The 12,665-nt window shown below is 65.7% G+C and carries 12 protein-coding genes; 3 read left to right on the top strand and 9 right to left on the bottom strand.

The features are described from left to right. Positions 1-21: 21 nt before the first annotated feature. The 3 genes from AC07P1_RS19135 (at position 22) to AC07P1_RS19125 (ending at position 3,904) form a co-directional block, all read left to right on the top strand. Positions 22-858 (top strand): transporter substrate-binding domain-containing protein, encoded by an 837-nt coding sequence (locus AC07P1_RS19135; RefSeq protein WP_494697299.1) that lies wholly within the window; start codon positions 22-24, stop codon positions 856-858. A 2-nt stretch (positions 859-860) separates the two neighbouring features. Continuing rightward, positions 861-1,535 (top strand): amino acid ABC transporter permease, encoded by a 675-nt coding sequence (locus tag AC07P1_RS19130; RefSeq protein ID WP_494697298.1) that lies wholly within the window; start codon positions 861-863, stop codon positions 1,533-1,535. A gap of 137 nt (positions 1,536-1,672) precedes the next feature. Beyond that, complete coding sequence (locus AC07P1_RS19125; protein ID WP_494697297.1) at positions 1,673-3,904, top strand: putative bifunctional diguanylate cyclase/phosphodiesterase; 2,232 nt, start codon at positions 1,673-1,675, stop codon at positions 3,902-3,904. 183 nt (positions 3,905-4,087) lie between these two features. Here AC07P1_RS19125 and AC07P1_RS19120 read toward each other — a convergent pair whose 3' ends face one another. The 9 genes from AC07P1_RS19120 to AC07P1_RS19080 all read right to left on the bottom strand — a co-directional run bounded on the left by AC07P1_RS19120 (position 4,088) and on the right by AC07P1_RS19080 (position 12,658). After that, the gene (locus AC07P1_RS19120) at positions 4,088-5,125 is read right to left on the bottom strand and encodes a hypothetical protein (RefSeq protein WP_494697296.1); all 1,038 of its coding nucleotides are present in this window, start codon (positions 5,123-5,125) and stop codon (positions 4,088-4,090) included. Between the two features lie 20 nt (positions 5,126-5,145). Continuing rightward, entirely contained in the window at positions 5,146-6,051 is a 906-nt protein-coding gene (gene flgL / locus AC07P1_RS19115) for a flagellar hook-associated protein FlgL (RefSeq protein ID WP_494697295.1), read from the bottom strand. Positions 6,052-6,060: 9 nt separating this feature from the next. Beyond that, positions 6,061-7,431 (bottom strand): flagellar hook-associated protein FlgK, encoded by a 1,371-nt coding sequence (gene flgK, locus AC07P1_RS19110; protein WP_494697294.1) that lies wholly within the window; start codon positions 7,429-7,431, stop codon positions 6,061-6,063. A gap of 152 nt (positions 7,432-7,583) precedes the next feature. Continuing rightward, positions 7,584-8,021, bottom strand: a complete 438-nt coding sequence (locus tag AC07P1_RS19105) for a rod-binding protein (RefSeq protein ID WP_494697293.1) — start codon at positions 8,019-8,021, stop codon at positions 7,584-7,586. A gap of 11 nt (positions 8,022-8,032) precedes the next feature. Continuing rightward, positions 8,033-9,154 (bottom strand): flagellar basal body P-ring protein FlgI, encoded by a 1,122-nt coding sequence (locus AC07P1_RS19100; protein WP_315222246.1) that lies wholly within the window; start codon positions 9,152-9,154, stop codon positions 8,033-8,035. Between the two features lie 48 nt (positions 9,155-9,202). Further along, a complete protein-coding gene (flgH, locus tag AC07P1_RS19095) occupies positions 9,203-9,877 on the bottom strand; it encodes a flagellar basal body L-ring protein FlgH (RefSeq protein ID WP_494697292.1) in 675 nt (224 codons plus the stop codon). Next, complete coding sequence (gene flgG / locus AC07P1_RS19090) at positions 9,877-10,668, bottom strand: flagellar basal-body rod protein FlgG (protein WP_315222248.1); 792 nt, start codon at positions 10,666-10,668, stop codon at positions 9,877-9,879. Before flgG ends, flgH begins: the two co-directional genes overlap by 1 nt. Before the next feature lie 32 nt (positions 10,669-10,700). After that, positions 10,701-11,426: a flagellar basal body rod protein FlgF gene (locus AC07P1_RS19085; protein ID WP_494697291.1), complete on the bottom strand. Its 726-nt coding sequence runs from the start codon at positions 11,424-11,426 to the stop codon at positions 10,701-10,703. A gap of 14 nt (positions 11,427-11,440) precedes the next feature. Next, positions 11,441-12,658 (bottom strand): flagellar hook protein FlgE, encoded by a 1,218-nt coding sequence (locus tag AC07P1_RS19080; protein ID WP_494697290.1) that lies wholly within the window; start codon positions 12,656-12,658, stop codon positions 11,441-11,443. Positions 12,659-12,665: the final 7 nt, after the last annotated feature.

Raw genomic sequence — 12,665 nt, 5'->3', positions numbered from 1 at the left:
CCCGCCACTATGAGGAATTCCATGCACACACCTGAATTCGGTTTTGTTTCCGCCATCAAATCCGGACGCCGGCCTGCGCTGCGGACCCTGGCCGTGACCTTGTTGATCGCGGCCGGGGCGGCATGGGCGCCGGCGTCGGCGGCGGACCTGCTGGCCACCGTCAAGGCGCGCGGCACGCTGAAGGTGGCGCTGGAGGGCACGTATCCGCCGTTCAACTACAAGGACCAGAAGACGGGCCAGTTGGCCGGCTACGACGTCGATGTCGCGCGTCTGCTGGCGACGAAGCTGGGTGTGAAGGTGGAGTTCGTCAGCAGCGAATGGGCGAGTATCCTGGCCGGGCTGTCGGCCAATAAATACGATGTCATCATTTCGCAGGTCGGCATCAATCCCAAGCGCGAGCAGGCGTTCGACTTTTCCACCCCGTATATCTACTCGATGCCGCAGCTGATCGTGCGCAAGGACGAGAAGGCCGTCTACACCTCGCTGGCCGATCTGAAGGGCAAAAAACTGGGCGTGGGGCAGGGCAGTGTGTACGAGCAACAAGCCAAGGCGGTGCCCGGCATCGACGTGCGCAGCTACGCGGCCGCGCCCGACACCATGTCGGACCTGGCCAGCGGCCGGCTCGACGCCGCGCTCAACGACAGCCTGATGTCGGCCTATCTGCTGAAAATCTCCAAGTTGCCGATCAAGGCCGGCGCCCAGGTCGGCGCGGTCGAGCGCATGGGCATCCCTTTCCACAAGGGCAATCCCGAATTCAAGGCCGCGCTCAACAAGGCGCTGGCCGATGTGGCCGCCGACGGCAGCCTGAAGGCGATTTCGATCAAATGGTTCGGCACTGACGTCAGCAAGGCGCCCTGAGCATGGATTGGCAGGGCGTGCTGGAGCTGCGGGCGCTGCTGACGGAGGCGGCGCCGGTCATGTTGCGCGGCGCCGGTTACACGGTGATCTTCGCGCTGGCCTCGATGCTGGGCGGGCTGCTGATCGGCTTTCCGGTGGCGGTGCTGCGCATCCTGCCGTACCCGCTGCTGCGCTGGCCGGCCACCGTGTATGTCAGCCTGTTCCGGGGCACGCCGCTGCTGGTGCAGATGTTCGTCATCTACTACGGCCTGCCCAGCGTCGGCATCGAATTCACGCCGGTGACGGCCGGCATACTGGCGCTGAGCCTGAACGCGGGCGCCTTCTTGTCCGAAAGCCTGCGCGGCGCCATCGGCGCGGTCAGCCAGGGGCAGTGGGCGGCCAGCTACAGCCTCGGGCTCGGTTACTGGAGCACCTTGCGCCACGTGGTGTTGCCGCAGGCGCTAAGGATCGCCGTGCCGGCGATGAGCAACACCCTGATCAGCCTGATCAAGGACACCTCGCTGGTGTCGGTCATCACCATGACCGAGCTGATGCTCTCGACCAAGGAAGTGATCGCCACGACGTTCCGGCCGTTGCCGCTGTACCTGGCCGCCGCGCTGATCTACTGGGCGCTCAGCCTGTTGTTTGAGGCGCTGCAACGACGCGCCGAACAACGTTTGAACCGTGCACATCGCTAACTTTCCGTGTTTTCTCGACATCGCCACGCGTAAATGCTAGTCTAGTTCCACACTCCGGGGCGGTCCACCATTGATGCACGAGCCCGTGTAAAAATGGTGGACCTGACCCCGGAGTTGGGGTTACGCAAAGGGAGGGTATGGAGAAGCAAACGTCCAGTACCGAGGCGCCGGCGCGCAGGCAGCCGATTTCCGAGGAGCGTCTCGGCGGGCTGGCCGGCCTGGCGGTCGTCGCCGAGGCGGCCTCCCTGGCGCCCTATGAGGCGATGATGGCCACCATTGGCGAGTCCACCGTTCCCGCCGCCGACTTCGCCGAGACCGGCAAGGCCGTCGCCGAAACGTCCTATTTCAACGATATCTATCTGCTTGCCCCGGTCGGCTATTTCGTGCTCGGCTTCGATACCGCCATCCTGCAGATGAACGTGGTCGGCGCCGATTTGCTCGGTTTGTCGCGGAGCCATCCCGAGCAGGTCTCCTTCCGCCAGTTCGTCGCGCCCCGCTTTCACGAGGATTTCGACCGCTTCGTGCGGCACGCCCTCAACAGCGTGCAGCCGGAGCAGTGCGACCTGCAGATGGTGCGCGCGCGCAACCAGCAGGGCTTCCCGGTCACCTTGCGCGCCAGCGCCGACGCCAGCGGCCAGGCGCTGCGGGTGGTGGTCGAGCTGGCCGAGGGCAAGACCGCCGCGCTCGAACGCAGCGAAGAGCGCTTCCGCCGCATCGTCCACTGCGCCGAGGAGGGCATCTGGGAAATCGACGCCAGCGCCCGCACCAGCTTCGTCAACCCGAAGATGGCGCAGATGCTCGGCTATACGATCGAGGAGATGCTCGACCAGCCGCTGGTGGCCTTCATGGACGACGAGGGCCGCGCCATCCTCGAGCGCAACATCGCGCGGCGCCAGCGCGGCGTGGCCGAGCGCCACGAGTTCAAGTTCCTGCGCAAGGACCGCGCCGAGCTGTGGGTGACCTTGGCGACCAACCCGATCTTCGACGGCGACGGCGGCTACCTGGGCGCGCTGGCGCTGGTGAGCGACATCACGGCCACCCGCGCCTCGACCGAGCTGATCTGGCAGCAGGCCAACTTCGATAGCTTGACCGCCTTGCCCAACCGCCATATGTTCCAGGACCGGCTGGAGCAGGAGGTCAAGAAGGCGCGCCGCGAGGGCGTGCTGCTGGGGCTGCTGTTCATCGACCTCGACGGCTTCAAACAGGTCAACGACACGCTCGGCCACGACCAGGGCGACGTGTTGCTGGTCGAGGCGGCGCGCCGCATCGGCGCCTGCGTGCGCACCTCCGACACGGTGGCGCGGCTCGGCGGCGACGAGTTCACCGTGATTCTCACCGGACTGGAACAGATCAGCGCCATCGAGCGCATCACGCAGACCATCCTGGCGCGGCTGAACCGGCCCTTCACCCTGGGCGTGGCCCATCCGTCGGTGTCGGCCAGCATCGGCATCTCGGTGTTCCCGGCCGACGCCAACTCGCCCGAGGCCTTGCTGCGCAACGCCGACCAGGCCATGTACGCGGCCAAGCAGAGCGGGCGCAACCGCTATAGCTATTTCACGCCGGAACTGCAAAAGGCGGCGCAGGCGCGCCAGCAGGTCACCATCGATTTGCGCTCGGCGCTGTCGGGCCGGCAGTTCGAGCTGCATTACCAGCCCATCGTCAACCTGCGCAGCGGCCAGATCGAGCGGGCCGAGGCGCTGCTGCGCTGGCGCCACCCGCAGCGCGGCCTGCTCGCGCCGGCCGAGTTCCTGCCGTTCGCCGAATCGGGCGGGCTGATGATGGAGATCGGCGACTGGGTGTTCCGCGAAGCGGCCAGGCAGGCGCGGCTATGGCAGGACGAGCTCGGTTCGGGCTTCCAGGTGGGCATCAACCAGTCGTCGGCGCAGTTCCGCGGCGACACGGCGCTGTATGTGGGCTGGCTCAACTACGCGACCGAGCTGGGGCTGTCGCCGCGCAGCCTGATCATCGAGATCACCGAGGGCGTGCTGCTCGACGGCGCCGCCCAGGTGGGCGACCGCCTGCGCGAGCTGCGCGAGATGGGTTTGCAGGTGGCGCTGGACAACTTCGGCACCGGCTACTCGTCGCTGGCCCATCTGAAGCATTTCGGCATCGACCTGCTCAAGCTCGACCACAGTTTCATCCAGCACCTGGCCAACGACAGCGGCGACCTGGCCATGTGCGAGGCGCTGATCCTGATGGCCCACAAACTGGGGCTGAGGGTGGTGGCGGAGGGCGTCGAGACGGTGGCGCAGAGCAATCTGCTGGAGCTGGCCGGCTGCGATTTCGCGCAGGGGTATATCTATGCGCAGCCGATGCCGGCCGAGGCGTTCGGCGCGATGGCGCGGCAGGGACTGCCGAGGCTGAATTGATTTGCGTAGGGTGGATTAGCGGAGCGTAATCGGCCATGCATGCGTCGGCGGCGGCGCTTGCATGGCCGATTAAGGCGTGCCGCCTCTAAAGCCTACCGGCCAGGTAGGCTGTCCCTTCGATGGGCCCCGGGGCGGTTAGCGGGCCTCGCCCGCTAATCCGTCCTACGTGTTTTAGAGGGGATCTTAGCGCAGGCTCAGCAGCGAAACCACGCGCTCGCGGCTGATGCCCGCCAGGGCCGAGGTGATCGACAGCAGCGACTGGTAGCCGGGCTGTTTGGCGGTCGTGACGAAATTTTGCGCGACCTGCTCCATGCCGTCGGTGGTGTCGGCCGGCACCGCGTTCTTGACCCGCGCGGCGGCCTGGTTGAGCGCCGTTTGCACCGAGGCGATCGAGCGTTCCACCTGCGCCAGCGCTTGCAACACTTGCTGCAAGGTGGTGCGGATCGAGTCGACGTCGGCCGTCTGCCAGTTGTCCGGATCGACCACCGGCGCCTGCGCCTCGGCCTTGACGCGGTTGAGCTGGCCGGTGGGGAAGCGCTGGCCGCCGCCCTGCACGGCGATGGCGTCGCGGATATTGCCCCACTGCGATTCGGCGACGCTGAATTCCAGCTGGCCGTCCTCGCCCAAGGTGGTGCGCACGCCGCTCGGCGCCAGCGCGGTGTCGAAGCGCTGGGTGATCTGCTGGTCGGTCAGGCCCGGTTCGAGCACGACCGAACTGAGGTTTTGCCCGCCCAGCGAGATGGCCAGCACCTCGCGCCCGCCGGGACGCAGGTTGGTCAGGTTCATGCCGCGCACGTTGAAGCGCGTGTTGGTGGCCTGGTTGCTGAAATTGAGCTGGGAGTCCAGCGTGCCGCCGGACGCCTGCGAGCGGTTGCGCCAGCTGTTGCTGAACTGGCGCACGCGCGCCTCCAGGGTGCCGTCGGCGCGCTGGCGGTTGGCCAGGCGGGCGCTCAGGTCGGCCTTCAGGTTGCGCAATTGCGCCGCGCTTTGCTCGAGGAAGTCGAGGGCTTGCTGGGCGCCGGAGATCTCGCCCTGCAACGGCTGGTCCATATTGGTCAGGCCGCGGCGCAGCGGCGCCGCCGAGGTCGGCGTCGGGTTGACCGGCGTGGCCGTGGCCGCGTTCTCGCCGTTCAGCCCGAGCGCGGTGCCGTCCACCGCGCTGGCATTGCCGGCGCCGCCGGGGACAATGACGGTGGGGGTGGGTTGGGGCGAGATTTGCATACGCTAGGGTAATAACGGGGTTACAGGACGTTGAACAACGACAGGTCGCTCACCTTGGCATAGGCCTTGTACGACGCTTCCAGCGACAAATTATACCCGGACAGCTCCGTGGCGGCCTCGGCGTAATCGAGTTGTCCCAGATCCAGGATGGCGGCCTTGTTCGACAGGCTGACGTTGGCGTGGTTGTCGTCGAGCGTCTTCATTACGTTCTGGGCGCCGCCCAGTTGGGCGATCTTGCCGGCAATCAGCTCGAGCGCGGCCGTGGCGCCGTCCATATTGTCCTTCAGCGTTGCTTGCAGCGTGGCGCTGCCGATGACGAGGGCGGGATCGGAGAGGGCGGCGATGGTGGCGTCTATCTTCGTCAGCAAGCTCTCCAGACCGCCGACGTCGACATTGACGGTCTGCGTGATGCCGTTGCCGATGACGGTCTTTTGCTGGTCCGGGTTGCCCATGTAGGTGTAGACATCGGGCGGACCGGGGGTGACCTGGATGGGCTGGGTGTTGGTCAGGGTGCCGGAAAAGATGTAGCGGCCTTCCTGGTCCTTCTGGTTGGCGGTGTAGAGCAGGCTGTCGCGCAGCGACGTCATGGTGCTGACCATCGACCGGAGGTCGGCCGGCGTGTTGCTGCCGTCGGCCGCCCACACCAGCTGGTCGCTGACCGACGTGATGTCGCGCGTCATGCTGCTCAAGTATTCCTCGTTGCTGGTCAGGCGGATCTTGGTGGCCGCGATGTTCTCGCGGTACTGGCCGACGATGGCTTCCTCGCGCGTCAGGCGCGAGATGCGCACCGCGCTGATCGGGTCGTCCGACGGCACCATGATGCGGTTGCCCGAGGCCATCTGCTCGGTCAGCTTGGAGACCCAGCTTTGATTTTCCTGCAGGCCACGGTTCATGGTGGCCTGGAATTGACTGGAGGCGATACGCATGACGTTTCCTTAATTAAACATTTGCAGGGTGGCGTCGAACAGGCTGTTCGCCACGGAAATGACTTTCATATTGGCCTGGTACATGTTCTGGTACTCGATCAAATTGATCGCCTCTTCGTCGCGGTTGACCGCGCTGGTCGATTTCCAGTCGTCCTCGGACTGCTGGCGGATGGTGGTGGCGGTCTTGAGCAGCGACTGGTTTTGCTGGCTTTCGACGGCCAGCTTGCCGACCACCTGGGTGTCGGCGTCGTTGAGCAGCACGTTGCCCAGGCCGGTCAAAAGGATCGACTGGCTCTTGATATCGATCAGCACCTGCAAATTGGCGCTGTTGCCGGGGGTGCCGTCGCTAGAGAAGGCCAGTCCGGCCGCCGTGATGGTTGGATCGATGCCCAGCAGGCCGGTGGCGCTGGACGGGTTAAACACGAACAGGTCCGTGCCGTTCACGCCGGGAGCGGTGAAGCCGAGTTTTAGCTGGTCGTTGACCATGGTCGACATCTGCCCGGCGATCTCGGAGATCGACGTCTGCAGCGGCATCAGGGTGTTTTTCAGGAAATCGCCGAGGCCGCCCAGTTGGCCGCCGACCTTGGTGTCGTCGAGCTTGAACGTGCTCCCGGCGAACGCCAGGTTCAGGGTTTGCGTGCCGCCCACCGTGTCGAAGCTGAGCTTGGCCGCCATGTCGGTGACCACCAGCGGCTGGCCGGTTTTGAGCGAGACGCTGACGCTGCCGTCGGGATTGTTGAGCACTTCCACCGCAGCCTGCGCCGAGACGGCGTCGATCAGCAGTTCGCGCTGGTCGATCAGGCCAGAGGTGCTGGTGCCGGCGGCGCCGACCTGGATTATCTGCTTGTTCAGCGCGGCGATGCCGGCCAGTGACTCGTTGAGCGAGGGCAGCATCGTGGTGCGCTGCTGGTTGACCGAGACCAGCTGGGTGGCCGTCAGGTTGTAAATGCTGTTGATCTGCTGCGACATCGAGTCGGCCATCGTGATGACCTGCTGCCGCAGCGGGGTCGAAGTCGGATCGACGGCGGCGGCGTTGAGCGCCTTGAAGAAGTTGTCGACGCCGTAGCTGATGCTCGAAGTCTTGTCGGCCATCACCTTTTCCAGCTGCGTCAGGTAGGGCTGGATTTGCGAACGCTGGCCGAGCTCGGAGTTGGCGCGCCACATCTGCTGCGACTTGTAGGAATCGCTAAAGCGCAGCAGCGCGCCGACCTGCACGCCGTTGCCAGGGCTGTTGACACCGGGGTCGGAGGCGATCGACTGCAACAGCACGCCCTGGCGGGTATAGCCCTTGGTCTGGAGGTTGGCGACGTTCTGGCTGACGGTGTTGATGGCGGCTTGGGCGGCCAGGGCGCCGGACAGTGCGTTGTAAGAGATGCTCATGGTGCGGGTCTTTCCTGGTGAAGGCAGAAGGAGCGGTCGCTGGCAGCGCCAAAGCTGGCACGAGCGCTCCGTTATCAGTACAAGGCGACAGCTAAGCGGACAGGATTAAGCGATGCACGCATAAAATTTCCATCCGGGAAGTTTTTCCCGGCTCACGCGGCCGGCGCGGCGCCTTCCAAGGGGGGCGGGGAGGCCGGGGAGGCCGCCGTTTTAGGCGCCGGCTGCACCGCCACCGGGGCCGCGGCCGGCAACAACTGGCGCAGGATGACGTCGGCCACGCCGAAGGCGCGGCGGCCGGCCATCTGGTCGGCGACCAGGTTGTCGGCCATGTCCAGCATATCCTGGTTGACCTTGTTTTTGAAGACGCTGTCCTCGGAGGACAGCTCGCGCGTGCCCGAGCGCATCTGGTGCAGCATGTGGCTGATGAAGAAACTTTCGAACTTGACGGCGGCCTCGGTCACCTTGGCGCGGTAGGCCGGATCGACCGTGTCGCCCGGCTGGGCCGCCACCGGCGCCACGTGCACGTCGCTGAGCTTGTCGGCGACGCCGGGCCGCAGCTTGCTGGGATCGAACGGGGCTTGGATGCTCATGGGAGTTCCTCTTAGATGACGACCAGTTCGCCTTCGATGGCGCCGGCGTGGTCCAGCGCCTGCAGGATCGCCATGATGTCGTCGGGCGAGGCGCCCAAGCTGTTGATGACGTCGATGATGCCCTGCAGCTTGGCGCCGGCCGGCCAGTTGAACATCTGGCCCGAGCCCTGGTCCACGCTCACCTGCGATTGCGGCGTGGCCACGGTGTTGCCGGCGGCCAAGGCGTTCGGCTGGCTGACCTTGGTGCTCTCGGAGATCACCACCTTGAGCGAGCCGTGGGTGACGGCGGCCGCGCGTACGCGCAAGCCCTCGGCGATGACCACGGTGCCGGTGCGCGAATTGAACACCACTTTCGGCGAATCGTCGCCGACGTCGATCGACAGCGCCTCGAGCTTGGCCATGAAGGCGATGCGCTGGGTCGGGTTGGCCGGGGCCACCACGTCGACGCTGGTGGCGTCGCTGGCGGTGGCGATGTCGCCGAAGCGTTTGTTGATCGAATCGACAATATTAATGGCGGTCTGGAAGTGCGGATGGCGCAGCGACAGGCGCACGCTCGGCTTGGTGGCGAAATCGCTGGCGATCTCGCGCTCGATCGCCGCGCCGCTCGGGATGCGGCCGGAGGTCGGGGTGTTGACGGTCACCGACGAGCCGCTCTTGCCCTGGGCGCTGAAGCCGCCGACCACCACGTTGCCTTGGGCCAGCGCGTAGACTTCGTTGTCGGCCGCGCGCAGCGGGGTCAGCAGCAGGGCGCCGCCGCGCAGGCTCTTGGCGTCGCCCATCGAGGAGACCACCACGTCGATGTTCTGGCCCTTGCGGTAGCCGGGCGGAAACACCGCCGACACCATCACGGTGGCGACGTTTTTCGACTTGGCGTCGGTGCCGTCGGGCACCTTGACACCGAACTGCTTGAGCATGTTGATCACCGACTGGCTGGCGAATTTGACCTGGGTCGAGTCGCCGCTGCCGTTCAGGCCCACCACCAGGCCGTAGCCGACCAGCGGATTGTCACGCATGCCTTCGACGGCGACCAAGTTGCGCAGCACTTGCGCGGCCTGGGCCGGCACCGTCGCGGTCAGCGTGAGGCAGAGCGCCAAAGGCAGGGCCAAAATACGGTGCAGCTTGCGGAAGTTCATGATGTTCAATCCAAATAGAGTTCTGCTAACAACTTAAAACGGCCGCTTTTAAAACGGCATGTATGGGCCGGTGAAGAACCGCGACAGCCAGCCGGCCGATTGCGTATCGGCCAGGGTGCCCTGCGCCGAGTAGGCGATGCGGGCGTTGGCGATGCGCAGCGACGACACCTGGTTGTCGGCGTCGATGTCGGCCGCGCGCAGGTAGCCGCGCAGGCGGACGAATTCCTCGCCCTGGTTCAGGGTCAGCGTTTTTTCGCCGGACACGCGCAGCAGCCCGTTCGGCAGCACTTCCTGCACGATCACGGTGATGGCGCCGGTCAAAGCGTTTTGCTGGGTGCTGGTGGCGTCGCCGGCGAAGTTGCTCGACGAGCCCAGGCCGATGGAAGCCTTGGGGAACACCTTGCCCAGCAGGCTTGGGGCGTTGATGTTGTTGTCCGAATCCTTGGAATAGCTGGTGCCGGCCCGCTTGCTGGCCTGCGTGGTTTCCTGCAGGCTCACGGTGACGACGTCGCCGACGCGGAAGGCGCGGCTGTCGGAGGTCAGCGACAGGCCCAGGTCGGGACTGTAGACGCCGCCAGAGCTGCCCTTCGGCCCCACCACGCGCGAGATCGTCGGCGCCTCGTCGGACGGACCGGGACGCACCGGCGGCGGTTGGATCGCGGCACACCCGGCCAGCAGCGAGGCCGCGACCACCAGTGCCAGGGTGTGCAATGCGGCTTTCATCAGCGTGCCGCCTGCGCCAGGTACTGCAGCATATTGTCGGCGGCCGACAGCACCTTGGTGTTCATTTCGTAGGTGCGCTGGGCGGCGATCATGTCGACCATTTCCTCGACCACTTGCACGTTCGAGCCTTCCAGCGTGCCTTGCTTGAGCTTGCCCCACTGGGCGGTGCCCGGCGCGCCCTCGGTCGGCGTGCCGCTGGAGGCGGTTTCGGCGAACAGGTTCTCGCCCAGCGCCATCAGGCCGGTCGGGTTGATGAAGCTGGTCAGGGTCAATTGGCCCAGCTGGCTCGGGGTGGCGGTGCCGGCGATGGTGGCCGAGACGGTGCCGTCCTCGCCGATGGTCAGCGCGGTGGCGTTGGGCGGTACGGTAATCTGTGGAATCAGCGGCAGGCCGTGGGCGTTGACCAGGATGCCGTTGGCGTCGACCTGCAACTGGCCGGCGCGGGTGTAGGCGGTCTCGCCGTTGGGCTGGCGCACGGCCATGAAACCGTTGCCCATGACGGCGACGTCGAGGTCGCGGCCGGTGGTTTGCAGGCTGCCGTTGGTGAACACTTTTTGGGTGCCGACCATGTGCACGCCGTTACCGAGCTGCACGCCCGACGGCGCCAGCGTGTTGTTGTCGGCCACTTGCGCGCCCGGCTGCTGTTCGATCGAGTAGAACAGGTCCTCGAACACCACGCGGTCGCGCTTGAAGCCGACGGTGTTGGCGTTGGCGAGGTTGTTGGCGATGGCTTGCAGTTTCTGGTCTTGCGCTTGCACGCCGGTCTTGCTGATCCACATTGCTGGGTTCATGAATTGCTCCTGTTAATGGTTTTTGGATCAGCTTAGCCGCTGATCAGGCGGTTACCGGTCTCGGCCATCGCGTCGCTGGCCTTGAATAATTTCATCTGGATCTCGAACGTGCGGTTCAGGCTCATGGTGGCGACCATTTCCTCCACCGCCGAGACATTGCTGCCCTCAAGGTGGCCGGCGCGGATCACGACGGTTGGATCGGTGGCCAGCGGCACGCCGTCGCGGGTGATCAGCAGGCCCGCTTCGTTCTTGGTCAGCTCGGACGCCTCGGCCTTGACCAGGCGCAGCTTGTCGACCGTTTGCATGGTCGTCGTGCCCGGGTTCTGGATCGAGATGGTGCCGTCGGCGCCGATGTCGATCTTGCTGTATTCGGGCAGGGTGATCGGGCCGCCTTCGCCCAGCACCACGTTGCCGTTGATGCGCAGCGTGCCGTTCTCGTCGAGCGCCATGTTGCCGGCGCGGGTATAGGCCTCGCCGGTCGGACCGTCGACGGCCAGGAAACCGGCGCCGGAGACGGCCACGTCGAGCTCGCGGCCGGTGGCCTTGAGCGTGCCCTGGCGGGTCGACACCGAGTTCGCCTGCAACTGCGACATGTGGCGGTCGTCGTAGCCGTAGCCTTGCACGGTTTGCGCCGTCGCCAACTCCATATTGGCGCGGAAGCCGCCGGTGTCGATGTTGGCCAGGTTGTTGGCCCGCACCTGTTGTCCGCGCAGGGCCCGTTCGGCCCCGCTCACCGCTGTGTAAATCAACGCGTCCATGACTTAGTCGTTCCTTAGATCGCTTGCATCAGCGATTGCAGCATCGTGCTCTCGGTCTGGATGACCTTCGAGTTCGCCTGGTAGTTGCGCTGCGAGGTCATCAGGCCGACCAGTTCGGACGTGATGTCGACGTTGGACTGCTCCAGCGACGAGGTGTTGATGTTGCCGCCCTGGCCCACGCCCGGGGCGTTGACCAGCGGCGTGCCGGAGTTGATCGACTCGATCCAGCTGGTGCCATCGATGGCCTGCAGCGAGCCCTCGTCCGGGAAGGTGGCGATCGCCAGGCGGCCGACGGCTTGCTTCTGGCCGTTGTTGTAGCTGGCGATGACGGAACCGTCGGTGCCCAGCGCGATGCCGGTGAAGGTGCCGGCAGCGTAGCCGTCGGCGGAGTTGGCGCTCGTGGTCGCTTCGCCGGCGAAGCCGGTGGTGCCGGTGTAGTCGATGTTGATCGTGTTGTACGCGCCGCCGTTGGGGGCGGCGGCTGGCAGGGTCACCGCGAACTTGCCGGTGGCCGGGGCGGTCATCTGGCCGGTGTTGGCGTCGAACGTCAGGGTGGCGGTGCCGCCCGTGCTCACGCCGTCGAGCACGTAGTGGACGCTGATGGAGTTGGCGGCTGCGTCCTGCGCAAAATACTGGGTCAAGGTGTGCTTGCCGCCCAGGGTGTCGTAGATCACCGAGGCCTTGGACATGTTGAAGGTCGACGGGTCTGGCGGCGCGGCGACGGTGGCGGCCACCCAGGCGGCTGGCTGCGTCCAGTCGGCCGACATATTGCCGACGTAGTCGACGTTTTTCGAGACCACGGCCGGGATCGAGCCGGTCGGAATCGGCACGTCGCCCAGGGCGCCCAGTGTCGTGGTGCCTTGCTTGATCGGATAGCCCTGGACCTTGCGGCCGGTGGCGTCGACCAGGAAGCCGTCCTTGGAGGCGTCGAAGATGCCGACGCGGGTGTACTCGGTCTGGCCGGTGTTCTGGTCCTTGGTGACGAAGAAGCCGCGGCCGTTGATCGAGGCGTCGAGCGCGCGGCCGGTGTTGAGCACGCCGCCCTGTTTGCTAATGCTCTGCGTGGTCGAACCGATCATCACGCCGGTCTGGACGTCGCCCGAGACCAGCGACGCGAAGTTGGCGCGCGACGACTTGTAGCCGTAGGTGCCGGCGTTGGCGATGTTCTGGCTGGTGCTGTTCAGCGATTCGTTGATGGCCTGGATGCCAGACAATGCGATATCGAAACTCATGATGGAG

Source organism: Duganella sp. GW821-FHT07F09 (assembly GCF_059418705.1).
Note: the sequence above shows the minus strand (reverse complement) of the source record. Positions and strands in the feature narration are given on the sequence as shown.

Coding starts and splice junctions, on each gene's coding strand:
- flgL (WP_494697295.1), bottom strand. CDS start 6,051: ATGCGTATCGCCTCCAGTCAATTCCAGGCCACCATGAACCGTGGCCTG.
- flgG (WP_315222248.1), bottom strand. CDS start 10,668: ATGAACCCAGCAATGTGGATCAGCAAGACCGGCGTGCAAGCGCAAGAC.
- AC07P1_RS19100 (WP_315222246.1), bottom strand. CDS start 9,154: ATGAACTTCCGCAAGCTGCACCGTATTTTGGCCCTGCCTTTGGCGCTC.
- flgK (WP_494697294.1), bottom strand. CDS start 7,431: ATGAGCATCTCTTACAACGCACTGTCCGGCGCCCTGGCCGCCCAAGCC.
- AC07P1_RS19130 (WP_494697298.1), top strand. CDS start 861: ATGGATTGGCAGGGCGTGCTGGAGCTGCGGGCGCTGCTGACGGAGGCG.
- flgH (WP_494697292.1), bottom strand. CDS start 9,877: ATGAAAGCCGCATTGCACACCCTGGCACTGGTGGTCGCGGCCTCGCTG.
- AC07P1_RS19120 (WP_494697296.1), bottom strand. CDS start 5,125: ATGCAAATCTCGCCCCAACCCACCCCCACCGTCATTGTCCCCGGCGGC.
- AC07P1_RS19135 (WP_494697299.1), top strand. CDS start 22: ATGCACACACCTGAATTCGGTTTTGTTTCCGCCATCAAATCCGGACGC.
- AC07P1_RS19125 (WP_494697297.1), top strand. CDS start 1,673: ATGGAGAAGCAAACGTCCAGTACCGAGGCGCCGGCGCGCAGGCAGCCG.
- AC07P1_RS19080 (WP_494697290.1), bottom strand. CDS start 12,658: ATGAGTTTCGATATCGCATTGTCTGGCATCCAGGCCATCAACGAATCG.
- AC07P1_RS19085 (WP_494697291.1), bottom strand. CDS start 11,426: ATGGACGCGTTGATTTACACAGCGGTGAGCGGGGCCGAACGGGCCCTG.
- AC07P1_RS19105 (WP_494697293.1), bottom strand. CDS start 8,021: ATGAGCATCCAAGCCCCGTTCGATCCCAGCAAGCTGCGGCCCGGCGTC.